Here is a 24358-nt window from a genome sequence, read left to right as displayed (position 1 = left end):
CCCTACTATAAAATAGAACTATTAGCCTGATAATAAGGCCCAATCCATCCCCTTAATCAGCATAGGGGTTCCCCTTATACATTTTTTAATAGATTTCCCCTAATAAAAAACAGGATTGCCCCTCTATAGAGAACCTGTCGAATATCCGACATATTTAACATGACTTGCAAGAAAGCAGGAGAGAGTTCCTTTCTATCTCCCCCGATGAAAAATTCTCTCCTGCTTTTCTAAATGAACTTAGGGACAAGAACTATGGAAACAGTGATATTTCATTTAAGGACAAGGTGGGGATATGAAAAACCCAACGAGAGATCCAGTTAGCAAACGCTGGACGGTCTATACACAATTAATCGTAATTCTCATTCTGCTGACAGTCCCCTCCTTAATAAACAACACCTACCTCAGAATGACCGTCAGTTCCGTTGTTGCTTTAGCGGTCTTAGCGGCAAGCTATGTTCTTGTCAAAAAACACATAAGAAACTTAAACAATAAGCATATATTTCAGATGAAGCAACAATTATCTGAAATCGAGGAGATGATAAAGCCTATCGAAAGGCCCCTTCATGACAAAGCGCAGCTCATTCCCGTACTTGTCAACCAGCTCAGGGAGGTGACTGATCAGACCGAGTCCGCAGCCCTCGATATAGGCGCCAAATTCATGGATATGGTTGAGCGTGCAAGAAAGAATACTGCTGACTCCTCGGCTGTTTTGGGGAAATTTACAGGGGATGGAAATAATCAGAGTACCAGCGCTATCGATTTAAGCAAAAATGCCCTTTCAGAGGTAACACAAAGTTTGCAGGAGGCTATCGCCTTTGCCAGCCAGACCATGAACGAATTAAAAATAATGAGTGAAGACACGGCCAATATCAATAAAGTTGTCGATGAGATCGAATTTATTGCAGGGCAGACAAACCTTCTGGCCCTTAATGCGGCCATTGAAGCTGCACGCGCCGGCGAACACGGAAGGGGCTTTGCAATTGTGGCCGACGAGGTAAGAAAACTTTCTGACAGGTCAAATGCCGCGGCTGAGGAAATCCGTAAACTCATCACAAAGATTGAGACTGACACAAGAGAGATTTATAAAAACTCGGAAGAAAGCCTCTCGAGGAGTTTTACTGTTTCAGCAAAATCATCATCAGTGGTTGAAGAGACAATGAGCAAAATCGACGAAACAATTGACACAGTAAAAACCCACCTTGATTATCTCACTCGCGAGACCGAGGCGCTTGCATCAGATATCAGCAGCGTGGTCATATCAATGCAATTCCAGGATATCACGAGACAGCGTATCGAGCATGTAATTGAGCCTCTCGAAAAATTCAAAATGGAAATTGAAGAGATGCTGCAAAACGCAAATATTATGGACGGCAGGATCCACGAACTCGATAACGTCAGCAACAATACGGAATGGCTCGAAAAGATGTACACGATGGAATCCGAGCGAAGCGTTTTGAAGAAAACATTATCAGGGAAAGGCGGTGCCGCAACCAGGCCTGCCGGTACAAACAAGGGGTGAGACATGGCAAAGACAATCCTTATAGTTGACGACTCCGCTTCAATGAGGCAGCTTGTCACCTTTGCGCTGAAAGACGCGGGGTACGATGTGATCGCGGCTGTTGACGGCAAGGACGCACTGGGAAAACTTAACGGCGCCAAAGTTGATATGGTGGTGACCGACCTGAACATGCCGAACATGGACGGGATCACGCTGATAAAACAGCTCCGCAGCAGCCCGTCAAACAAGTTCACTCCTGTTGTAATGCTCACAACAGAATCACAGGAAACAAAGAAACTGGAGGGCAAACAGGCCGGCGCCAGTGGATGGCTTGTGAAGCCCTTTACCCCTGATAAATTAATAGAGGTAATAAAGAAATTTGTGAAATGACCTGTAGGGGCGGGGCTGAAACGTACCCTGCAAAATGGGAGGGTGAAAAACATGGCAGACATAAAGATCGAACAACGGGGGAAGAACACGGCGCTCATCATCAGCGGCGAGATGACTATAGAATGCGCTGCAGCGCTTAAGGATGCGCTGGCAAGATCTTTTGAGGGCGCCGAGAGCGTGTTCGTTGATCTGAAAAATGTTGAAAGCGCGGACCTCGCCTGCCTTCAGCTCCTCTGCTCTGCTCACAGGACCTCGTTGATTTCAAAAAAATCTTTTGCGCTGACACCCGGCTATCCGGAGATATTTAAAAAGGTAGTGAAGGAAACAGGATACTCCCGGAATTTTGGTTGTTCAATTGAGTCGGAAAAGAGCTGTCTCTGGAAGGGGATATAGCGGATGTCAACCATGGATAAACATAAGGAAGCATATCTGGAAGAGGCAAGTGAACTGCTTGCAGAACTCGAATCATCTCTGCTCGAACTGGAAGAAAGGCCTGATGACAAGGAACTGGTAAGCCGGGCCTTCCGTGCCCTCCACACCATCAAGGGTTCAGGGGCAATGTTCGGTTTTGATAAAATCGCCGCGTTCACTCATGATGTAGAGACCGTTTTTGACCTTGTAAGAAACGGCGGGGTGACCGTTACCAAACATCTGATAGATCTGACCCTGTCAGCCCGTGATTATATCAGGACCCTGCTTGACGCTCCTGATAATACCGATGAATCTCATGGTAAAGAGATTCTAACCGGATTAAAAAAACTTGTCCCGGGCAGCACAGAAAAAAAAGGGGACCCCGCCGCATCAAAAGGCAGCAGTGCGACGCAAAAAACAGATGGGAACATCATAACCTGCCGGATACAGTTCCGTCCGGACCGGGACATATTTCTAAAAGGGACAAACCCGGTACTATTAATTAATGAACTTCGCTCACTGGGAAACTGTAAGTGTCTTGCATATACAGACGCAATCCCGCCGCTGAACGCTATTGACCCCGAGTCATGTTATACATACTGGGACATTATCCTTACGACGGACAAGGGACTTAATGCCGTAAAGGACGTTTTTATTTTCATCGAAGATGACTGTAGACTGACCATCGACATTATTGACGATACCGGCAGGTTCGAGGAAGAAGTGGGCAACAAGAAAATAGGCGAGATCCTCATTGAACGTGGGTTCATTACAAATGAAGACCTGCAGAAGGTGCTCGGACAGCAGAAACGCGTAGGCGAGATGCTTGTTGCGTCAAAAGTACTTGACTCCCGCAAGGTTGAAGCTGCCCTCCTTGAACAGCAGCATATGAGAGAGGTCAAAGAAGTAAAAGAACCGAAGCAAAGCAGTCAGCAGACAGAAGCGGCCTCAAGCATACGGGTATCTTCCGACAAGCTTGACCGGCTTGTTGATTTAGTCGGTGAGCTGGTGACAGTCCAGGCGAGACTTACACAGACTGCCGCATTCAAAAGCGATCCTGAACTCATTTTAATAGCAGAAGAAGTTGAACGGCTTACCGGCGAGCTGCGGGACAACACCATGAGCGTACGTCTTGTGCCTATCGGTACGCTGTTCAGCAAGTTCAAACGCCTTGTCCGCGACCTCTCAATGGAAACCGGAAAAGAAGTAGAGATGCTCGTTGAAGGGGCTGAAACCGAGATCGACAAGACCGTGATCGAGAGACTCAACGACCCGCTCGTGCATCTGATAAGAAACAGCATTGACCACGGCATTGAAAAACCGGAGATGCGGAGCGCTGCGGGAAAGCCGGTCCAGGGGATGCTGCAGCTTTCAGCCAGACATTCGGGCGCGTATGTATTAATTGAAATAATAGATGACGGCGCAGGGCTTGACCCTGAAGTAATCCGTGCAAAGGCGGTTGAAAGAGGGATGATAGCGCCTGATGCTGAACTGACTGAGAAGGAGATCTTTTCTCTGGTCCTCGCGCCTGGTTTTTCAACGGCAAAGGCCATAACCAATGTATCAGGGCGGGGTGTGGGGATGGACGTAGTAAAGAGGGCCATTGAAAACCTGAGAGGCTCAATAGACATAAGCAGCCGGAAGGGGACCGGGACAACAATAACTCTGAAAATCCCGCTGACACTGGCGATCATAGAAGGGTTGCTGGTGAATATCGACGAAGAGCATTTTGTGCTGCCGCTCTCTTCTGTGGAAGAGTGCATTGAACTGACCCGGCAGGATGTGGCAAGGGCGCACGGCAGACAGATAGCCAATGTCAGGGGAGAAATAATCCCGTACATAAGTCTCAGGGAACAGTTCGCCGTAAACGGCAGCGCGCCCGAGATCGAACAGATAGTCATCACTTCGATAGACGGCCACAGGGTAGGTTTTGTGGTCGATCATGTAATAGGTGAACATCAGACAGTTATCAAGACCCTTGGAAGATTCTATAAAAATGTGGAAGGGATATCAGGGGCCACGATACTTGGCGACGGGACAGTCGCTCTCATTCTTGATATCCCAAAGCTTTATCAAAATGTTGAACAGGAGGTGATGTTATAGGCAGGGACCAATTTTCAGTTTTGAGTGTATCAAATAATATTTATAAGATCAAAAGGAGGAAAACTAAATGTTAAAAGATATGAAGATCGGAACAAGATTGATGCTGGGATTCGGCATCGTCCTGGCGCTGCTGTTAATAATAGGAGGGTCAGGTTACTGGGGAGTAAATTCTCTTGAGGACAAAACAATAACCATGCTGCAGGGTGAAGCACAGATTGCTGAAAACGCAGCACATGCGAATGCAGATATTCTGAACCTGCGCAGATCTGAAAAAGATATATTCCTCAATATGGGGTCGCCCGAAAAACAGGCTGAGTATCTGAACAAATGGAAAGGAAGATATGAGGAGTTACTGGAAGCAATCAACAATCTGGAAAAAGTTGCAGTACATCAGGACGATAAAGATGCCGTCAAACAGATGAAGGAAAATTTAGCGGGATATGCATCAGGATTCAGCAAAGTTTACGGCATGGTCCAGACCGGAAAGATAACGACGCCCCAGGAAGGCAATAAGGCAATTACTGAAGTAAAAGCCGAGATCCATAAACTTGAAGCTACAGCGGAGGAACTTGCTGACACTGCGAGCAAAACCATGGAAGGGGAAGAAGCTGTTATTAAAGGCTTCACAAGCCGCGTCATAACGATCATGACGGTGCTTGCTTTATTAGCTGTCGTCGCGGGTGTAGGCATCAGCCTCTTCATAACGCGCAGTATTACACAGCCTATAAGTGAAGGCGTGCACGTAGCAAACAAGTTGTCTGAAGGCGATCTGTCCGTCAATATTGACGCAACCAGCAAGGATGAGACAGGGCAATTGCTTGCTGCCATGAAGACCATGGTTGATAAACTAACGATGGTTGTTGTTGACGTTAAGGCCGCCGCGGACAATGTTGCGGCAGGGAGCCAGGAGTTAAGCGCAAGCTCGGAGCAGATGTCACAGGGCGCGACTGAACAGGCGTCATCTATTGAAGAGACCTCATCATCGATGGAACAGATGGCATCCAATATCAGGCAGAACGCGGACAACTCACAGCAGACCGCAAAGATATCCGAGAAGGCAGCCCTTGACGCGCAGGAAAGCGGCAGGGCGGTATCAGAGGCAGTTACAGCGATGAAAGAGATCGCCGGGAAGATATCGATCATTGAAGAAATAGCGAGGCAGACGAACCTTCTTGCGCTGAACGCGGCGATAGAAGCGGCACGCGCGGGAGAGCACGGCAAAGGTTTTGCGGTGGTAGCGGCGGAAGTGAGGAAGCTTGCTGAGAGGAGCCAGACCGCGGCAGCAGAGATCAGCCAGTTATCGAGCACAAGCACGCATGTTGCGGAGAAGGCAGGAGAGATGCTGACAAAGCTGGTGCCCGATATCCAGAAGACAGCGGAACTCGTGCAGGAGATAAGCGCGGCAAGCAACGAGCAGAACGCCGGAGTTGAGCAGATCAACAGGGCGATACAGCAGCTTGACACAGTGATCCAGCAAAATGCCGGAGCGTCAGAGGAGATGTCATCCACGTCGGAAGAGCTTGCGTCGCAGGCAGAGCAGCTTCAGGATTCTATTGCCTTCTTTAAGACAACCGATACTGAAAGCGGAACGCATCGCACAGCGTCAAGGGTGAAAAAACCCGCTGCAAAAGTGAAACCGCTTCCAGTGAAGGCAGCATCCGTTAAAACAGCCCCGGCCGCCAAGCCCGCAGGAGTTGTGCTTGCACTTGACAGCCACTCGGATGATGAGTTTGAGAAATATTAAAAAGCTATAAGCATTAAGCGATAAGCTGTGAGCTGAAGAAATGTTTCCCGGCTTACAGCCTGCAGCTAAAAGCTAATTACAGGAGGATGAAATGAGCATAGCTGAAATAACAGAGGCCACACAGCACCTGACCTTCAAGCTGGATGATGAGATATTCGCCCTTGATATAGCGAAGGTGCGTGAGGTGCTTGAATATACAAAAGTTACAAAGGTCCCGCAGACGCCGGACTTCATGAGAGGAGTGATAAACCTCAGAGGCAGCGTGGTGCCGGTGGTTGATCTAAGATTGAAATTCGGCATGACAGAAACGCAGAAGTCGATAAATACGTGCGTTATCATTGTTGAGGTGTCGGTTGACGGAGAGAAGACCATACTTGGCGCCCTTGCGGACTCAGTGCAGGAGGTGCTTGAGCTTGAGCCGGAGCAGATAGAGCCTGCGCCGAAGATCGGCATGAGGCTGAACACGGAATTCATCAAGGGAATGGGTAAAAGGGACGGGGAGTTCATTATCATCCTTGATATTGACAAGGTGTTCTCAATTGATGAACTGACCATGGTGCAGAACGCGGGCGGACAGACAAAAGCCGTCGAGAGTAAAAACTAAAAAAAGGGCAGGCCTGCGTGCCTGCCCTTTTTTATGAATGTGGACCGGGTCACGAAAAGATTTATCAGGATAAAACTGTATGACAACTGTAATGAATGAAAGCACGCATCTGAACTTATTCAAAGCGAAACTTTCCGATAATGACTTCAGCCGTTTGAGTAATTTTATATATAATGAATGCGGCATCAAGATGCCTCCCGTTAAGAAAGTCATGCTTGAATCACGCCTGCACAAAAGACTGCGCGCCCTGGGATTAAGAACATATGGAGAATATTGCGATTTTCTTTTCAGCCCCGAAGGGATGCAGGATGAACTGGTCCATATGATAAATGTGGTCACGACCAACAAGACGGACTTCTTCCGTGAGCCGAAGCATTTTCAGTATTTGGCCAGTGTTGTATTGCCTGAACTGATCAACAAAAAAGGCGCGGGCTCAAGCAGGAAACTCATGGTCTGGAGCGCGGGATGTTCCACGGGCGAAGAGCCGTACACGCTCGCAATGGTCCTCAGCGAGTTTGCGGACCATTGCTACAGAGGCGAATTTGATTTCTTGATACTCGCAACCGACATATCAACGAAGGTGCTGGAGAAGGCGAAGAACGCCGTTTACAATCATGAGACCGTTGCACCTGTCCCGATTGAATTAAGGAAGAAATATCTGCTTCGCGGCAGGGACCGCAGTCAAAACCTTGTACGGATAGTACCGGAGTTGAGAGAGAAGGTGAAGTTCCGGAGGCTGAACTTCCTGGACGGTGATTTCGGTATGCGGGAACCGATGGATATTATTTTCTGCCGGAACGTCCTGATCTACTTTGACAGGCCTACGCAGGAAAAGATACTGAACAAATTCTGCCGTCATCTCAGACCGGGAGGATATGTTTTATTGGGACATTCTGAGACACTGCACAGTATGAATGTCCCGCTGGTATCGGTTTCAACGACTATTTACAGGAAGCCGGCATGATCAAACCCCGCGTACTGATCGTGGATGACAGTCTATCAATTACACGTTATGTTACAGAATTGCTTGAGCAGGCCGGCTATATGGTTGATACGGCTTCAGACGGGGAAAAGGGGCTGAAGTATATTGAATCACATGATCTCGATGTAGTTCTGCTCGACATCGAGATGCCCGTGATGAACGGGCTCGAAGTCCTAAGCAGGGTGAATTCTCAAAGACGATTGTATTCCGTTATCCTGTTCACTTGTTTATCCGGCACTATGAACCGCGCCTTTGGATTAAATATGGGCGCGGACGATTACATCTCAAAACCTTTTGAACCGGGCGAGCTGATTGCCAGGGTCAATGCCGCGGTAAGAACTACAAACCTGAAAAAGGACCTTTTAAACGCTAACGATGCGGTCATGGATGCCTATCAAAAACTGAATGATGCGCAGGGCCGTCTGATCGAAAAGCAGAAAATCCTCACCCTTGCAAAGATGACCGCCGGTGTGGCGCATGAGCTGAATAACCCGCTTGGATATATTCGCAGTAATCTCAATACACTCTCAGGTTATGCAAACGTCCTGTCGGAAAGCGCGGAGAGGACGCTCCGCATTGCTTCAATAATTAATAACAAAGATACTTCCGGCCTGCACAGCGCCGTGGAGGAGTTTCAGAAGTGGACCGGGAAATCCAAACTTGAATATATTCAGCAGGATATTTCTCCGATGATATCCGAAATCCTTGAGGGGATCGACAGGATGTCTTCATTTATACGCAGCTTGTTAATAATGGACCAGGCCGGATGTTCAATGCAGACTGCCCCCGAGGATTTAAACGCTTTATTGAAAAAGCTGCTGGAACATTTACGCATAAGTCTGCCGCCGGCCGTGTCTCTTGTATCGGAATTCCCGGATGGCCCCTTGGTTGTTTATTGTAATATCGGACAATTCAACATTGCTGTTGAAAATATATTGAACAACGCGGCTGACGCTGTAGACTCAAGCGGGGAAATACGCGTAAGGGTATTCCGCAATGATAGATGGGCCTGCATTGAAGTTAAAGACACAGGAGGCGGGATCCCGCCTGAAAAGATCAGCAATATCTTTGAACCTTTCTATACTACGAAGGATTCGATAAAAAGGATTGGTCTCGGGCTGACTGTTTCACAGACTATTATTCACGCGCATGGCGGCAGGATAGAGGTCCAATCCCCTGCCGGGAGCGGTACTTCCGTAACTATTTATTTACCTCTGGAGGAAATGGCATAAAATATATTTAAGATAACGAGGGTCACCATCTCTCCAATGGAACAGATAATTAAACTTAAGGGGTAATATGAAAGATAAAATAAAGGTTCTCATAGTTGACGACTCAGCCATTGTCAGGCAGGCACTGGAGGAAATCCTCTCCTCCGACCCGCAGATTGAGGTGATAGCAACTGCCGCCGATCCGTACATTGCGGCGGAAAAGATCAAACACGAAGTCCCGGACGTTATCACTCTTGATGTAGAAATGCCGCGCATGGACGGCATAACCTTTCTTCAAAAGATCATGAGCCAGCATCCTATTCCAGTGGTCATGTGCTCCAGTCTTACTGAAAAAGGATCTGAGACCGCCATGAAGGCGCTGGAATACAGGGCCGTCGATATTATTCAAAAACCGAGAATGGGAGCGAAACAGTTTCTTGAGGAATCAAAGATGCTCATATGCGACGCTGTCAAAGCCGCCGCGTCCGCAAAATTAAATACCCTGCATTCAGCCCCTTTAAAGGCCACGCCAAAACTGACCGCTGACGCTGTCATTGCAAAACCGACATCAAGGGCAATGATACAGACCACCGAGAAGGTTGTTGTAGTGGGGGCTTCGACAGGGGGAACAGAGGCGCTGAGGATATTTCTTGAGGTGCTGCCTCCGGATGCGCCCGGTGTAGTTATAGTGCAGCACATGCCGGAAAACTTTACCGCGGCCTTTGCCCGCAGGCTGGATGGTCTATGCAGGGTGACCGTGAAGGAAGCAGAAGACAATGACACCGTAATACGCGGCAGGGCGCTGATCGCGCCGGGCAACCGCCATACCCTCCTGAAAAGAAGCGGGGCGAGGTACTATGTTGAGATCAAGGATGGCCCCCTCGTCTCCAGGCATCGTCCCTCTGTAGACGTGCTTTTCCGTTCGGCTGCACGCTACGCAGGCAAAAATGCCGTAGGCGTCATAATGACAGGAATGGGTGATGACGGGGCGCGGGGGATGCTTGAGATGAAAGAGGCCGGGGCATACAATTTCGCCCAGGATGAAAATACCTCGGTGGTCTTCGGAATGCCTCATGAGGCGATAAAGCGGGGCGGGGTAGACAAGGTATTGCCGCTTGAGAAGATCGCCCCTGATGTTATCAGGATTTGCAGCCTGCAGAAGTAATCTGAGCATCAATTTATATTTTATATTTAATCCCCGGTCGTGGTAAGATATAAAAGTCTTAAAAGAATATACTCGGGCAATCCCGGCTTACTGCCGGGAACATCAAGCAGGTCATGAAAGTAAACCGTAAGATAGTCTTATCCTCAATTATCGCAGGCATATCCTTGTGGGTAATCGACGCACTTGTAGACTCTTATTTCTTTGCATCCAATTCGTCATTTTTAGATTCACTGATATTTGAAGTGTCCCCGCATGAGCTTTATTTCCGCACATTCTTTATAGCAGGCTTTGTCCTCTTCGGAATAGTGATCTCAAGGATCGTATCAAGGCAGAAGATTCTCAAAGAACTGCTCATCCAGGCAAAAAACGACTGGGAGGAAACATTTGACAGCATCACCGATATAATTACCATCCATGATAAAGACTTCAATATCATACGCGCAAATATAGAGGCAATGAAAACACTGTCCCTTCCTTTTATAAAAAATATCAGCAATGAAAAATGCTTTGAGTTTTATCATGGGAAGTCTTCCGCTCCTGAAAAATGCCCGTCCTGCGCAAGTATTAAAACAGGCAAACCCGATATATATGAGACCTTTGAACCGCATTTAAATAAATTTATTGAGATCAGGACGATGCCGCGGCTCGACAAAAACAAGAATTTCACGGGACTGATTCACGTTGTCAGGGACATAACCAGGCGCAAGGAAATGGAACAGCAACTTGAGGCAGCTATTATGAAAGCAGAAGGGGAAAAGGCAAAGACAGAGGCAATTATCGCCGGAATGGGTGACGGCATTATTATCCAGGATGCGGATTACAGGATCGTGTATCAGAACCAGATACAGACTGAAATATACGGCAACCATGACGGCGAATACTGTTATAAAGTATACGAAGGCAGGGACAGCATATGTGAAGATTGCCCGGTTGAATTGACTTTCAGGGACGGGAAGATACACAAGACCGAGAAAGTTGTGACAACGGACAATGGGACCATGTACTTCGAGCTTACATCTTCGCCTTTAAGAGACGCTACCGGAAAGATAATAGCCGGGATAAAAGTTATCAGGAACATCACAGAACAAAAATTAATTGAGGTCGCACTTAAAAAGAGCGAGGAACGCTATCGCCTGTTCATAGATTCAGCAGTGGACATATCCTTCTTCAAGGATGAAAATCTCCGATATTTAATAGCCAACAAGGCTTGCTCTTTGTTCTTTGGCAAAAAAGAAGATGAAATTATGGGGAAGACTGATTTCGAACTTATGCCGGAAAGCGCAGCCGCGGTTTGCAGACAAACCGATATCAAGGCCATTCAATCAGAGGGCTTTTTTGCAAGCGAAGAGGTCATTTGCGACAGGGTCTTTGAGACAAGAAAATTCCGCGTAAGAATCGCAGACGACAAATTCGGGGTCGGCGCCTATATCAGGGACATCACGGAGAAAAAACTGGCTGAGGAGGAATTGAAGGAGCGGATGCAGTTGGCTGAATTGAACGCCGAGGTGGCATTGTCCCTTGCCAAAAGCATCGCCCTGCAAAACGCCCTGCAGCGCTGCGCGGAGTCTCTGGTCAAATACCTCGACGCGTCCTTTGCCCGCATCTGGACCTTTAACATTGAAGAAAATGTCCTTGAACTGCAGTGCAGCGCCGGGATATACACGCATACAAACGGCTTTCACAGCAGGATACCGTTTGGCCAATACAAGATCGGCATGATTGCAAAAAATCTCAGCCCTCACCTGACCAATAATATTTTGGACGATCCGCTTGTTCATAACCAGGAATGGGTCAGGAAGGAAGGGATGACGGCCTTTGCAGGGCATCCGCTTGTTGTGGAAAACAGGCTCGTTGGAGTCATGGCGGTATTCTCCCGCAAACCTTTATCGGCCACCGCTGTCAAAGCCCTTGCGTCAATAGCCGATGTGATAGCGATCGGCATTGAGCGCAAACGCGCGGAGGATGAGCTGGAAAGACACGGAAGTCAGCTTGTGGAGATCGTCGAGGAGCGCACATTCGAACTGAAAAGGACCAACGAGCGACTTTTAAAAGAAATCGAGGAGCGCAAGAGGGCGGAGACAGAGGCCGTGAGGGCGAGCCAGCTTGCGGCCATCGGGGAACTTGCAGCCGGTGTCGCCCATGAAATCAACAACCCTGTTAACGGCATTTTAAATTATGCCGAAATACTGGCGAATAAAAACACGCCGGGAAGCACGGAGTCCGATATAGCCAACAGGATCATCAAGGAGAGCGAAAGGATTGCCACTATCGTCAGAAACCTCCTTTCATTTGCCCGTGACAGCAAAGAAGAAAGGCATCCCGTCGGGGTAAATGAAATAATCAGCAGCACCCTCTCCCTGACTGAGGCGCAACTGAGAAAGGACGGCATTGTCCTCATGATAAACATCCCTAACGATCTGCCTCAGGTCATTGCCCAGCCGCAGCAGATCGAACAGGTGTTCCTGAATATCATCAGTAACGCCCGTTATTCACTGAACCAGAAATACGGGGGAGCGCATGATGATAAAATGCTTAAGATCATGGGAGAAGCGATAAGCGATGATGATAACCCATGTGTACGGATAATGTTTTATGACAAAGGCACAGGCATCCCGGCCGGGATACTGGACAAGGTTATGAACCCTTTTTTCACCACAAAACCCGGTAATCTTGGGACGGGCCTGGGATTAAGCATCAGCCACAGCATCATTAACAACCACGGCGGTAAAATAATAATAACCAGCAGTGAAGGCGATTTTACAAATGTAATAATCGAGCTTCCGGCATGTAAGCAAAATAATTTAGTGCAGCAATTAAGAAAATGAGAAAATCTCGGGCCTTGAAGCAGACAAAAAAAACGCCCTTTCAGTTAAACGACTGGGAAAACCTGTTCGACAGCATTATCGATATTGTCACCATTCACGACAAGGACTATAACATTGTATATGCCAACAGGGCCGCTGAAAAGGCGCTGAGGCTGCCTTTTTTAAACGGCGGAAAAATTAAATGTTACAAATATTATCACGGGAAAAACTCCCCGCCAAAAGCATGCCCAAGCTGCAGTTGTCTGAAGACGGGGAAACCTGTAACCAGCGAGATGTTTGAGCCGCATTTAAAATCATTTATTGAGATACGGGCCATTCCGCAATTTGACAGCAGCAATGAGCTGGTTGGAATTATCCATATAATCAGGGACGTCACCGAGCGCAAGCAGGTCGAAGACCGTATCAAGGCAATTATCTCAAAAGCTGAAGAGGAAAAGAAAAAAATAGAGGCGATTATCGCGGCCCTCGCCGACGGGATTATTATCCAGGACACTGATTACAGGATCATATATCAAAATGAGATCCAGAATAAACTGTACGGAGATCAGACAGGCAACTACTGTTACAAGGTATATGAAGGCCTCGACACTGTTTGTAAAGGCTGTCCCGTTGAAAAGACCTTTAAAGACGGAAGGGTGCACAGGTCGGAGCGTCATGTATCCACTGATAAAGGCATCATGTATTTTGAGTTGACATCATCGGCTTTGAGAAATTCCAGGGGAAAAATAATCGCAGGAATAAAACTTATCAGGGACGTCACTGACCGGAAGCTTGCGGAAATCGAATTGCAAAAACACCGGAATGAGCTCATGAAGCTCGTTGAAGACCGTACATCCGAACTAACAGCCTCAAATGAGCTCCTAAGGCAGGAGATAATGGACCGCAGGGGGGTTGAAAATCAACTCAGGAGTTCGGAAAAGAAATACCGCGACCTCTACAACAACGCCCCTGACATGTATCACTCTCTGAACAAAGACAAGATAATCATTGACTGCAATGACACCGAAGCGAAGATGTTAGGCTATAAAAAAGAAGAGATAATCGGAAGGCCCATTTCAGCCTTTTTTACAACATCCTCCAGGAGACTTCTTGAGGAAGACTTCCCGAGATTAAGAAAAGAGAAGGTCCTGAAAAATCTTGAGAGGACATTTGTCAGAAAAGACGGCTCCACATTCCCCGCAAGCATAAACGTGTTTGCGGAATTCGACAGTCAGGAAGACATAGCGGAAATAAGGGCGATCGCGAGAGACATCACCGAAATTAAACGCGCCGAGGCGGAAGCCATACGCGCCGGCCATCTTGCAGCGCTTGGTGAACTTGCGGCGGGAGTGGCCCATGAGATCAACAATCCCATCAACGGCATTCTCAACTACTCTGAAATTATTGCCAACAAAAGTTCTCCGGGTAGCAAAGAGCATGATATCGCAGGCAGGATCATAAAAGAAGGCGACAGGATTGCCAACATCGTCAGGAACCTGCTTTCTTTTACAAGGAACACAAACGATGAAAAATACCCGGCCCGCATCAACGATATGCTTTCCGAGATACTCGCCATGACTGAGACCCAATTGAAAAAGGACGGCATCAAGCTCAAAGTGGGTGTCCCAGGGGAGTTGCCGGCCGTCTTCGTTATTACACAGCAGATCGAGCAGGTATTTCTGAACATCATCAGCAACGCCAGATACGCCCTGAACCAGAAGTATCCAAAACCCCATAAAAATAAAATATTAGAGATTACCGGACAGAGTGTATCAGTCAATCATAAGCCTCATGTACGGATAAATTTTCATGACAGGGGGACGGGAATACCACAGGAGATCATGGAGAAGGTAATGAACCCGTTTTTTTCAACAAAACCGGCCAATGTCGGGACAGGGCTCGGGTTGAGCATCAGCCATAGCATTATCGCAAATCACAATGGTAATATAAGGTTAATCAGCGTCAAGGACAAATTCACAAAAGTTGTCCTTGAATTGCCGGTAAATCCTAAGATCACTTGAAATACAAAACCACAGTTTCTCTAAAGGTGTCCACCGCGTTGATTGTATTTCAGGGCGAAGGGTGGGAATCATGAACGAAAAAATACTCGTAATTGATGATGAAGAAAGCATCCGGTTCACATTTGAAAGCTTTCTTTCGGATGAAGGATATTCCGTAACCACTGCAAAAGACTATGCTGAGGCCATGTCCAGGATAACAGATGGGGGCTTCGACGTTATATTCACAGACATCATTCTCGGCGACAAGTCAGGGCTTGATATCCTGAAAGAAATAAGAACGAGAAAGATCAACTGTCCCGTAATTATGATTACCGGATACCCCAATGTTGAAACAGCCTCTGAAGCGGTGCGGATGGGCGCTTTTGATTATATTTCCAAACCCGTCAGGCAGGCCACCCTCCTTCGCACTGCCACAATGGCCCTGCAGCACAGCGACCTGCAGAAAAAGAACGAGCAGTACCGCTCCAATCTCGAGGCAATATTCAGGAGTGTAAAGGACGCCATTATTACGGTGGACAAAGACATGACGGTGCTTGAGGTCAATGAATCCGCTAAAAATATGTGCGGAATTGACCGCAACTGGATAGGAAAGTCTTTTTCAAATTTTTCAGCTAACTGCAAGGGCAGATGTTCAGACGTCCTCAAAAAGACCATTGATACAAAAAAACCGGCAGAGCTGTCACGCTCGGAATGCCCGCATAACAGCGGCAGAAAAGTTGTGACAATAAGCGCTTCACCGCTTCTAAACACTTCCGGTGCTTTTTACGGGGCCGTTATGGTTGTAAAAGACGAAACCCTTCTGAGCTTCCTTGAGAGGAACTTGAAAGAGCGCAGGCAATTTCACAACCTGATCGGACAGAATGAAAATATCCAGAAGATTTACGCGCTCGTAGAAGACCTTGCTGATGTCCAGACAACAGTTTTAATTACCGGGGAAAGCGGAAGCGGGAAAGAGCTTGTTGCCGACGCCATCCATTATACCGGCACGCGGAGCAGCAAACCATTTGTAAAAGTTAACTGTTCGGCATTGTCCGAGAACCTTCTTGAAAGCGAGCTCTTCGGCCACGTCAAGGGGGCCTTTACAGGGGCCGACAAGGACAGGATAGGGCGTTTTCAAAGCGCTGAAGGCGGCACTATATTCCTCGATGAAATAGGCGACATTTCAATGAATATGCAGTTGCGCCTGTTGAGGGTCATCCAGGAAAAGACAATTGACCGCGTAGGCGATTCAACCCCGATAAAAGTTGACGTCCGTATTATTGCGGCCACCAATCAGGACCTCCAGAGGAGGGTCAAGCTCGGTAAATTCAGGGAAGACCTTTATTACCGCCTGAAAGTCATGGAACTGCAATTGCCTCCCCTCAGGGAACGGAAAGACGACATCCCTCTTCTCGTGACCCATTTTTTGCAAAAGCTAAACAATAAACTGAACAGGAACATAGAGGCCGTATCGGAAGAAGTTCAGAAGATCTTCATGGATTATTACTGGCCAGGGAATATCAGGGAACTGGAAAATACCCTTGAACACGCCTTTATTGTATGCCACCAAAATACCATTGTTGTCGATTGCCTGCCCCAAAACCTCAAGGCAAATGATAACTTCCTCACAGACGACACGGAGCTGAAACCGCAAATGATAATTGAGGCCCTTGAGAAGTCAGGATGGAACAAATCCAAGGCAGCCCGCCTGCTTGGAGTAAACGTCAGGACGATCTACCGTAAGATTGAAAAATTCAACATAACATCAGAAAATATCCACTAATACCATGACATGTCATGGTTCCATGACATGCATGACTTCATGACATGTCATGGTTTCATGCTTTGTTTGTGACCTTTCCAGCCACCGCATTAAATGGTTTAAGTATTAGCCGACCCCGGGCTAATTTCTTAAAAAACAAATAGTTGAATTACAGCACTCATGAACCCGGTGCCTTTTCTCAATAATATTCCTTCCTGGCATGATTGTTGTTATATAGCGAGTGCATCTGATTCATCTTGTAATTCAATGTGGGGCACGCAGCAAAGAGGAGAAGATTTTTTTCTCCTTAAAAGCTCCCACTTGGCGAGGCTGACAAGAGTCGAAAATAATTAGTCATTAAGTAATTAAGGAGTCGATAACTTAATGGTTAAATTATCAGATCGCTCTGTCAGACCTCGCAATAGAAATCTAATCATATAAAAAAGAGAGGGCCTAATGAACAGTGTTAAATGTCCTGAATTAGTGGAATGGGTGGATGGCATCATACTTCTTTGTAAAAAGGCAGACAAACCTTATGTGCCGAATCTGGCTGAAATCCATTCATACTGCAAGACAAAAAAATATGATAAATGTCCATACTCTGCAAAGATCAAGGACCTTATTCCTCATGAAAAAAGGTCCTATGTTCGGGTGAGTTAAATTGAAGCTGGAAGTAAGCGACATAATTTTAAGAAATGCAACGAAATGCAGGAGCAATTTTTCCTGCCTCGGAGGCAGTCGTGAATGCCTTTGCGAAGTAGAAGACTGCGCAGATGAAAAAATCCATTTTATAAAGCCTGTAAATATAAATGGATTGTGCAATTACAAAATAACATTCGGATACTCATATATCTGCAATTGTCCCGTGAGAAAGGAAATTTACAACAATTACAGGATCTAATCTTAAGAAAGGAACAGGAAACGAAACGATGAATTGCGAATTCGAACAGTTTCAGCGCGTGGGAATATTTACCTTCTGCGGCGAGATCACAAGTGAATGCGAAGACGACCTGAAAATGGTACTGATGAAGGCAATACACGGTATTGACCGGGCGGTGTTAAATTTCAAAAAAGTAAGCAGGATCGATTTTAAATGTTTACACCTGATAAAACAGGCTTATTCCACCTCGGTGAGGTTGAAGAACCCTTTGATTTTGACAAATATGCCTGAAGATTATTCATCAGAACTGTCGCACCATACTGCAAAGGACAAGGGAAACAAGGTTGATTGCAAATATGTTAATGACAAGTCATCAGACAACATCACGAAAAAAGCAATTTACAATTAGTAAGTTGCCTGACATAAAGATGAAGGGGATAAAGAGTCTTGCAGAGGCCATTATTCTTCAATCTCTGGAAGACCTTCATGACCCTGCGCACAGTGAAGAAAGCAGGAAGTTTTTTCAGGAGGGCGGCTTTAGGATCAGCTCTGAGGTCGCCGGCTTAAATACCTTAAAGCAGCTTAAGCTCTTATATCTGACAGGAGGCAGGAGAAATGAAAGAAACATTAGAAGAAGTTGAAATGCAGGATGAAAAATATCACGATCACGATGTGCTGATTGAGGAAATAGACAATTCCGTACAAGATGCCAAAGCCGTTTACCCGGCGTCAAACTACTTCTCGGACGACCCGATAAAGATGTACCTCCGTGAAATGGAATCGCTTCCACTTCTTACCAAAGAGGGAGAGGTTGAGATCGCAAAGAAGATCGAGAGCGCGAGACAGGCAATTTTAGAGACTATTTTTGCCACCCCCTTCGCTGTAAAACAAACTTTATATCTGCCGCATCTTCTGAAAGAAAAGAGAGTGTCGCTTAACGGGGTCAGCCCGGTTGAAAAAGATTTAACCGACGCGCAGAAAAAGAAGATCCTGGATGATCTCCTCAACACCATAAAATCATTAAGGTCCCTTTTCCAGAAAAGAGATTCTTATTTAAAAAGACTTCCTGAACTAAAGACCGCGCAGGAGATTGAAAAGGTAAAGCTCCAGTTATCAGAAAATTCCTCAAAGATAGTAAACAATATCTCCGAACTTCATTTCCGTGAGGAAATAATTGAGGGGTTCTGTACCCAGTTTAAGAAGCTTGCGTCTCTGCACATCAATATTTGCAGGGAGATTGAAGAAATCCGGGAGGCAGTAAAAATTCCGGTTGAGAGACTTAAGAACAAAAGCACATTGATGAAAGCAGCAGCCGAATCAGGCAAAGACCCCATTGAGGTCAAAAGGCTGTATGACAATTTCAAGAGACTCAACACTGAATTAACGCTTGTAGAGCAGGAGCTTGGAATTAAAGGTCAAGATGTGGCGCGCGCTTTAACGCTTATCCAGGAGAGCGAAAAGGAAATTGCCGGGGCAAAGAAAACCCTGACCGAAGCTAATCTGAGACTGGTAATCAGCATAGCAAGAAGATACCTCGGCAAGGGGCTCACCCTGCTGGATCTGATACAGGAAGGCAATATCGGATTGATGCGCGCTGTCGACAAATTCGATTATAAAAGAGGATACAAATTCAGCACGTATGCGACATGGTGGATAAGACAGGCGATAACCCGCGCGCTTGCGGACCAGGCAAGGACCATAAGGCTCCCGGTGCATATGATCGAGACCATCAATAAGCTGACCCAGGTGGCAAAAGGTCTTGTTCAGGAGTTAGGCAGAGAGCCGAGGGCGGAGGAAATTGCAAAGAGGATGAATCTCTCCCTTGACAAGGTGCGTGAAATCCTCAAGATATGCAAAGAGCCCGTGTCCCTGGAAGCGCCTATAGGAAACGATGAGGACAGCCACCTTGAAGACTTTATCGAGGACAAGGCCTCACTCATTCCTCTGGACAGCGTCATACAGCATGAATTAAAAGAGCAGGTGAGGAAGGCCTTGACCTCTCTTACCAAAAAAGAGGCTGAGATCATAGAAAGACGTTTCGGCATCGGAGACGGAGTCTCTCAAACCCTTGAAGAGGTAGGGAAACAATTCAGGGTCACAAGGGAGCGCATAAGGCAGCTTGAAGGGAAGGCCTTGAGAAAATTGAGACATCCCTCAAGGAGTCAGAACCTCAAGCTCTTTTTAGAGAGAGCATAAATATTAATCCGGCGTATCTCTTCGGGGTCTGCTAAGAGAAGTGTTATAAGTAAATGCCCTTTACAGTTGAAGAAGGGCGTATATTCCTTGTCAGTGCCCCGGATATGGATTGTCAGCCGGTCTTTCAACAAGGAGCAGGCTTCACTAAAAAAGCTCTCTCTCTCCCTTATCATACTTTTGTCCCTTAATGAAGTTCATTAATCAAAGAAATTAGTTTCTTGCGCTGACCATCGATGTCTTTCACGTTAACACTCATCGTCTCTTCCAATGTTACCAATGACATTCCACCATCCTTTCGTTGAAATCCCGACCTGGAACCTGAGGACACGCTTTCAAGGGGGGCTCATGGATATTGAAGATAGAATGAGAGAAAAAATGGCGGGGTGGACGGGGCTCGAACCCGCGACCTCCGACGTGACAGGCCGGCGTTCTAACCAGCTGAACTACCACCCCAAGCCATAATCCTGAAGTAAATGGTAGGCGGAACAGGGCTCGAACCTGTGACCCTCGCCTTGTAAGGGCGATGCTCTCCCAACTGAGCTACCCGCCCGAGAGCTGTTCAAACTTCAGGCTAAATACTATAACAGATAAGCACAAAAAAATTAAAGTAGCGAAAGGTGAATCACATCCCGGATTCCTGGAAGCAGATCCACGGCTCATTGACTTCAATGACCGCTATGTTTGTTTTTACCATAAACGAATCTGATATTTTTCTCAGAATGAACAGAAAAAAGATCGATATTGGGAAAAAAGGCAAACAAAAAGGGTGAGGATTGACCTCACCCCTTTTAAATAAATTGTTGTGAGTTATGTCGCGGATTTTAGTACATCCCGCCCATTCCGCCCATTCCGCCCATTCCGGCCGGCATCTCAGGGCCTTTTGATTCTTCAGGAATGTCGGCTATCATTACGCTTGTGGTCAGCATCAAAGCCGCTACGGAAGCTGCGTTCTGCAAGGCATATCTTGTGACCTTTGTCGGGTCGATGATACCTGCCTTCATCATGTCAACATATTGTTCCGAATTGGCATCAAACCCAAAATTCTTATTGTCATTACTTTTTACTTTTTCAACTATCACGGAGCCCTCAAGCCCGGCATTGATTACTATCTGTCTGATCGGCTCTTCGAGCGCTCTTCTTATAATATCCAGTCCGATCTTCTGGTCTGCATCATCAACTTTTATATTGTCCAAAACCGGAATTGCCCTTAAAAGAGCAACGCCGCCGCCAGGGACTATACCTTCCTCAACGGCTGCCCTTGTTGCATGAAGTGCGTCTTCAACACGGGCTTTTTTCTCCTTCATTTCAGTTTCAGTCGCTGCGCCTACATTAATTACGGCAACTCCACCCACAAGTTTTGCGAGCCGCTCCTGAAGTTTTTCCCTGTCATAATCAGAGGTGGTTTCATCGATTTGTGTTTTTATCTGTTTTACTCTGCCCTGTATTTTGCTGTGGTCGCCCGCGCCTTCAACAATTGTTGTGTTTTCTTTGTCAATAGTGATTTTTTTGGCCTTTCCAAGGTCGGACAACTTTATATTCTCAAGTTTTATGCCGAGGTCTTCCGCTATCATTGTCCCGCCTGTGAGAATAGCAAGGTCTTCAAGCATTGCCTTTCTTCTTTCGCCAAAGCCGGGGGCCTTTACGGCGCATACCTGAAGGGTACCGCGGAGCTTGTTTACAACGAGTGTTGCAAGGGCTTCTCCCTCAACTTCTTCAGCAATAATCATGAGAGGCCTGCCCATTTTTGCGACTTGTTCGAGGATGGGAAGCAGGTCTTTCATTGAACTGATCTTTTTCTCATTAATCAGTATCAGTACATCTTCAAGAGAACACTCCATTCTCTCAGGATCGGTTACGAAGTAAGGTGATATATAACCCCTGTCAAACTGCATGCCTTCCACTACGTCAAGTGTTGTCTGCATGCTTTTTGCCTCTTCTACAGTAATAACTCCGTCTTTGCCGACCTTGTCCATTGCATCTGCAATTAAATTGCCGATTTCAGAGTCATTATTTGCAGAGATTGTTCCTACCTGTGCAATCTCCTTCTTGTCCTGGATGGTTTTGCTGTTTTTCTTTAATTCCCCAACAACAGCCTCAACGGCTTTCTCAATCCCTCTCTTGATTTCCATGGTGTTTGCGCCGGCAGCCGCATGTTTCATTCCTTCTTTATAAATGGAATATGCAAGCACGGTGGCAGTAGTTGTGCCGTCACCTGCTACATCAGATGTTTTGCTCGCGACTTCTTTTACGAGTTGTGCCCCCATGTTTTCATAAGGGTCTTTAAGGTCAATTTCCTTGGCCACTGTTACACCATCTTTAGTAATCGTGGGTGCTCCAAATTTTTTATCGAGAATAGCGTTTCTTCCTTTTGGACCTAAAGTTGACTTTACAGCATCACTCAATGTAGTTACACCTTTAAGTATCTTCTTTCTTGCATCTTCATCAAAAAGCAACTGCTTTGCCATTTTATCCTCCTTAATATAGTGACGAATTTTGAGTTCTTATTTTTCTATGATCCCAAGGACGTCGTCTTCCCTGATAATCAGGTATTCTTCATTCTCAATATTTATCTTGGAACCGGAATACTTTTCAAACAGGACGGTATCGCCTATTTTAATTTCCATCTTTTGCAGTTTGCCGTCATCGGTTATCTTGCCCGGGCCGACCGCAATTACTTCTCCTTTTTGTGGTTTTTCCTTTGCGCTGTCAGGGATGTAAAGCCCCCCTGTGCTTTTTTCAGGTTCCTCAGAGTATTTTACTAACAACCTGTCTTTCAATGGTCTAAATTTCATTGTCACCTCTCCTTTCTTTTGAATTAAGATTGATTTCAGTTTAAGTTAGAGTTAATTAAATTTGAAGTTAGCACTCAAACGAGGCGAGTGCTAATATAATAGTTAATCGACTGCGAAAACAAGGCCTTCTTTCGTCGGAAAAACAATGAAATCTGCTAAATAAACCTGAATAAGCTTGTTTAGCTTGAAATTAATCAAAAATTTTACTTATCGTGAAAAAGTTAAGACGAGATATGTTAATGGGAACCCTTAATAGTAGCGTCTTCTTTTATTTTTCAAGAAAAGCTTTATTAATAACAGTCCGGCAATAAAACCTCCAACGTGTGCAAACCAAGCTACTCCCCCGCTATTTGCAAGACCTTTGCTTAACATGCCGTTCAAGATCTGGATTACTATCCAAAAGCCGATTACAAATATTGCTGGGAGCCTGACAACCTGAATAAAAAAACCAAGAAAGATAAGGGTATGTATCCTTGCATGCGGGAACAGAAGCAGGTAGGCGCCGAGGATCCCGGATACAGCGCCGCTTGCGCCTATCATGGGTATTTGTGAGGCGGGACTTGTTAACGCGTGGGCGTATGATGCCGCAACACCGCAAAGGAGATAAAATATTATAAATCGCATATGGCCTAAGCTGTCTTCAATATTATTCCCGAATATCCAGAGATAAAGCATATTGCTTACAAGATGAAGTATTCCCCCATGCATAAACATGGAAGTGAACACGGTCAAGACGGGATGAACAGGCTGTGCTGTCTCAAACGTCAATAGAGAGTGAGGAATTGCGCCATACGCAAATACTATTTGTCTTTGGTCCCCTGGATAAAGCATCTGCGAGACAAGGACCGCAGCGTTGGCGGCTATCAAAGCTATTGTCACAAAAGGGAAAGTTTGCGAAGGGTTATCGTCTTTAAAAGGGATCATTAAGTGTGAAGTTAACTAAACATAATGGTTTTTGTCAATTAGCATCCCTTTGCAAAGACAAGTAAATTGGAATAAAATATAAACATGAAAGACCCATTCATGCAGAAAAACTATGCTATGGAAACGGGAAAGCTTCACATTCCGTGCCCATACAGTAATCAGACAGGCATTAACATTCATGTAGTGGTTAAAGACGGTTACTGCTATCGCTCGGAACAGTGCATCGTTGTCTGGTGCAAGTTTAATCGAATACAAACTGATATTGATTCTTTGCTTTCTTTAATCTGGTAGACATACTGCTTCCTCCTTTAAGCGTAACTGCATATAATGCTTGTAGGCTTATAAAGAATTAACGAGATGACACTTATTAGCGAATGGAATATGGGTCAAGATACTAATAAATTACTATTAAAACTATCTCGGATGATAAAGTTATGTAACTCGACTTTTTTGAGAATATACTTATTAACAGCGTGAGTTATTTATGAAGAAATTAAATTGCTGGGAATTCATGAAATGCGGAAGAGAATCCGGGAGAAGCACTCCCCCCAAATCAGGCGTAGGGAGTGTCGGGAGTGTCCACCGAACTGTGTAAATTGATAAACTTATCAAAACACAGGAGGTGGATAATTGAAGGAAGAGAAATCTGCAAAGACGGAAGAAGTAAAAGCTAAGATCAGAGGGCTTGTACAGCAGGCAATGCAGGAAGCTCTGGAGGGGGAGCTTGATGATTTTCTGGGTTATCCCAAGCATCAGCAAAGCACAACAGAGAATTCACGAAACGGCCATTCAAAAAAGACAGTGCAGACCGACTCCGGTCAGATGGAAATAGAAGTACCCCGCGACCGCAAATCAGATTTTGAACCCAAACTAATACGCAAACGCCAGACAG

Annotated in this window: 19 protein-coding genes and 2 tRNA genes; 16 read left to right on the top strand and 5 right to left on the bottom strand. The window is 46.0% G+C overall.

All coding sequences use genetic code 11. The annotated features are described in order from the left end of the window. Positions 1-292 precede the first annotated feature (292 nt). The 15 genes from HZB61_15105 to rpoD all read left to right on the top strand — a co-directional run bounded on the left by HZB61_15105 (position 293) and on the right by rpoD (position 19750). Positions 293-1519 (top strand): hypothetical protein, encoded by a 1227-nt coding sequence (locus HZB61_15105; GenBank protein MBI5057937.1) that lies wholly within the window; start codon positions 293-295, stop codon positions 1517-1519. 3 nt (positions 1520-1522) lie between these two features. Next, a complete protein-coding gene (locus HZB61_15100; protein ID MBI5057936.1) occupies positions 1523-1888 on the top strand; it encodes a response regulator in 366 nt (121 codons plus the stop codon). Between the two features lie 51 nt (positions 1889-1939). Next, entirely contained in the window at positions 1940-2281 is a 342-nt protein-coding gene (locus HZB61_15095) for an STAS domain-containing protein (GenBank protein ID MBI5057935.1), read from the top strand. 12 nt (positions 2282-2293) lie between these two features. Beyond that, on the top strand, positions 2294-4402 hold the full coding sequence (locus HZB61_15090; protein ID MBI5057934.1) for a chemotaxis protein CheA: 2109 nt from the start codon (positions 2294-2296) through the stop codon (positions 4400-4402). A 67-nt stretch (positions 4403-4469) separates the two neighbouring features. Further along, positions 4470-6146 carry an MCP four helix bundle domain-containing protein gene (locus HZB61_15085; protein MBI5057933.1) on the top strand — a complete coding sequence of 559 codons (1677 nt, stop codon included), beginning with the start codon at positions 4470-4472 and terminating at the stop codon, positions 6144-6146. A gap of 91 nt (positions 6147-6237) precedes the next feature. Further along, positions 6238-6750, top strand: coding sequence for a chemotaxis protein CheW (locus HZB61_15080; GenBank protein ID MBI5057932.1), 513 nt, complete (start codon positions 6238-6240; stop codon positions 6748-6750). 91 nt (positions 6751-6841) lie between these two features. Beyond that, positions 6842-7714 (top strand): protein-glutamate O-methyltransferase, encoded by an 873-nt coding sequence (locus tag HZB61_15075; protein MBI5057931.1) that lies wholly within the window; start codon positions 6842-6844, stop codon positions 7712-7714. Continuing rightward, positions 7711-8964, top strand: coding sequence for a hybrid sensor histidine kinase/response regulator (locus HZB61_15070; protein MBI5057930.1), 1254 nt, complete (start codon positions 7711-7713; stop codon positions 8962-8964). Before HZB61_15075 ends, HZB61_15070 begins: the two co-directional genes overlap by 4 nt. 67 nt (positions 8965-9031) lie before the next feature. Continuing rightward, positions 9032-10108 carry a chemotaxis response regulator protein-glutamate methylesterase gene (locus HZB61_15065; protein ID MBI5057929.1) on the top strand — a complete coding sequence of 359 codons (1077 nt, stop codon included), beginning with the start codon at positions 9032-9034 and terminating at the stop codon, positions 10106-10108. A 113-nt stretch (positions 10109-10221) separates the two neighbouring features. Beyond that, the gene (locus tag HZB61_15060; GenBank protein ID MBI5057928.1) at positions 10222-12933 is read left to right on the top strand and encodes a PAS domain-containing protein; all 2712 of its coding nucleotides are present in this window, start codon (positions 10222-10224) and stop codon (positions 12931-12933) included. Next, on the top strand, positions 12930-14933 hold the full coding sequence (locus HZB61_15055) for a PAS domain S-box protein (GenBank protein ID MBI5057927.1): 2004 nt from the start codon (positions 12930-12932) through the stop codon (positions 14931-14933). The genes HZB61_15060 and HZB61_15055 overlap by 4 nt, the downstream gene beginning before the upstream one ends. 70 nt (positions 14934-15003) lie before the next feature. After that, positions 15004-16695 carry a sigma 54-interacting transcriptional regulator gene (locus HZB61_15050; GenBank protein ID MBI5057926.1) on the top strand — a complete coding sequence of 564 codons (1692 nt, stop codon included), beginning with the start codon at positions 15004-15006 and terminating at the stop codon, positions 16693-16695. Positions 16696-17130: 435 nt separating this feature from the next. Continuing rightward, the gene (locus HZB61_15045) at positions 17131-17334 is read left to right on the top strand and encodes a hypothetical protein (protein MBI5057925.1); all 204 of its coding nucleotides are present in this window, start codon (positions 17131-17133) and stop codon (positions 17332-17334) included. 269 nt (positions 17335-17603) lie between these two features. Further along, positions 17604-17963: a hypothetical protein gene (locus tag HZB61_15040; GenBank protein ID MBI5057924.1), complete on the top strand. Its 360-nt coding sequence runs from the start codon at positions 17604-17606 to the stop codon at positions 17961-17963. Positions 17964-18313: 350 nt separating this feature from the next. Next, on the top strand, positions 18314-19750 hold the full coding sequence (gene rpoD / locus HZB61_15035) for an RNA polymerase sigma factor RpoD (GenBank protein MBI5057923.1): 1437 nt from the start codon (positions 18314-18316) through the stop codon (positions 19748-19750). A 376-nt stretch (positions 19751-20126) separates the two neighbouring features. Here rpoD and HZB61_15030 read toward each other — a convergent pair. From HZB61_15030 to HZB61_15010, 5 genes are all read right to left on the bottom strand, one after another. Further along, positions 20127-20203, bottom strand: a tRNA-Asp gene (locus tag HZB61_15030). A 21-nt stretch (positions 20204-20224) separates the two neighbouring features. After that, positions 20225-20300: transfer RNA gene (locus HZB61_15025), tRNA-Val, on the bottom strand. Positions 20301-20571: 271 nt separating this feature from the next. Then, positions 20572-22215 (bottom strand): chaperonin GroEL, encoded by a 1644-nt coding sequence (gene groL / locus HZB61_15020; GenBank protein ID MBI5057922.1) that lies wholly within the window; start codon positions 22213-22215, stop codon positions 20572-20574. A 36-nt stretch (positions 22216-22251) separates the two neighbouring features. Then, on the bottom strand, positions 22252-22542 hold the full coding sequence (locus HZB61_15015) for a co-chaperone GroES (GenBank protein MBI5057921.1): 291 nt from the start codon (positions 22540-22542) through the stop codon (positions 22252-22254). A gap of 249 nt (positions 22543-22791) precedes the next feature. Next, the gene (locus tag HZB61_15010; protein ID MBI5057920.1) at positions 22792-23466 is read right to left on the bottom strand and encodes a rhomboid family intramembrane serine protease; all 675 of its coding nucleotides are present in this window, start codon (positions 23464-23466) and stop codon (positions 22792-22794) included. Positions 23467-24096: 630 nt separating this feature from the next. On the opposite strand from HZB61_15010, the gene HZB61_15005 reads away from it, so the two are divergent. After that, positions 24097-24358: transposase (locus tag HZB61_15005; protein ID MBI5057919.1), on the top strand; the 262-nt coding region annotated here is incomplete at its 3' end.

It is taken from the genome of Nitrospirota bacterium (assembly GCA_016214845.1).
GTDB lineage: Bacteria > Nitrospirota > Thermodesulfovibrionia > UBA6902 > UBA6902 > SURF-23.
The sequence above is the reverse complement of the archived record's forward strand: the minus strand, read 5'-3'. Positions and strand labels throughout refer to the sequence as shown.

What these genes read in the sequence shown, in the direction of transcription:
- HZB61_15105 (MBI5057937.1), top strand. Translation starts at nt 293, where the DNA reads ATGAAAAACCCAACGAGAGATCCAGTTAGCAAACGCTGGACGGTCTAT.
- HZB61_15100 (MBI5057936.1), top strand. Translation starts at nt 1,523, where the DNA reads ATGGCAAAGACAATCCTTATAGTTGACGACTCCGCTTCAATGAGGCAG.
- HZB61_15095 (MBI5057935.1), top strand. Translation starts at nt 1,940, where the DNA reads ATGGCAGACATAAAGATCGAACAACGGGGGAAGAACACGGCGCTCATC.
- HZB61_15090 (MBI5057934.1), top strand. Translation starts at nt 2,294, where the DNA reads ATGGATAAACATAAGGAAGCATATCTGGAAGAGGCAAGTGAACTGCTT.
- HZB61_15085 (MBI5057933.1), top strand. Translation starts at nt 4,470, where the DNA reads ATGTTAAAAGATATGAAGATCGGAACAAGATTGATGCTGGGATTCGGC.
- HZB61_15080 (MBI5057932.1), top strand. Translation starts at nt 6,238, where the DNA reads ATGAGCATAGCTGAAATAACAGAGGCCACACAGCACCTGACCTTCAAG.
- HZB61_15075 (MBI5057931.1), top strand. Translation starts at nt 6,842, where the DNA reads ATGAATGAAAGCACGCATCTGAACTTATTCAAAGCGAAACTTTCCGAT.
- HZB61_15070 (MBI5057930.1), top strand. Translation starts at nt 7,711, where the DNA reads ATGATCAAACCCCGCGTACTGATCGTGGATGACAGTCTATCAATTACA.
- HZB61_15065 (MBI5057929.1), top strand. Translation starts at nt 9,032, where the DNA reads ATGAAAGATAAAATAAAGGTTCTCATAGTTGACGACTCAGCCATTGTC.
- HZB61_15060 (MBI5057928.1), top strand. Translation starts at nt 10,222, where the DNA reads ATGAAAGTAAACCGTAAGATAGTCTTATCCTCAATTATCGCAGGCATA.
- HZB61_15055 (MBI5057927.1), top strand. Translation starts at nt 12,930, where the DNA reads ATGAGAAAATCTCGGGCCTTGAAGCAGACAAAAAAAACGCCCTTTCAG.
- HZB61_15050 (MBI5057926.1), top strand. Translation starts at nt 15,004, where the DNA reads ATGAACGAAAAAATACTCGTAATTGATGATGAAGAAAGCATCCGGTTC.
- HZB61_15045 (MBI5057925.1), top strand. Translation starts at nt 17,131, where the DNA reads ATGAACAGTGTTAAATGTCCTGAATTAGTGGAATGGGTGGATGGCATC.
- HZB61_15040 (MBI5057924.1), top strand. Translation starts at nt 17,604, where the DNA reads ATGAATTGCGAATTCGAACAGTTTCAGCGCGTGGGAATATTTACCTTC.
- rpoD (MBI5057923.1), top strand. Translation starts at nt 18,314, where the DNA reads ATGTACCTCCGTGAAATGGAATCGCTTCCACTTCTTACCAAAGAGGGA.
- groL (MBI5057922.1), bottom strand. Translation starts at nt 22,215, where the DNA reads ATGGCAAAGCAGTTGCTTTTTGATGAAGATGCAAGAAAGAAGATACTT.
- HZB61_15015 (MBI5057921.1), bottom strand. Translation starts at nt 22,542, where the DNA reads ATGAAATTTAGACCATTGAAAGACAGGTTGTTAGTAAAATACTCTGAG.
- HZB61_15010 (MBI5057920.1), bottom strand. Translation starts at nt 23,466, where the DNA reads ATGATCCCTTTTAAAGACGATAACCCTTCGCAAACTTTCCCTTTTGTG.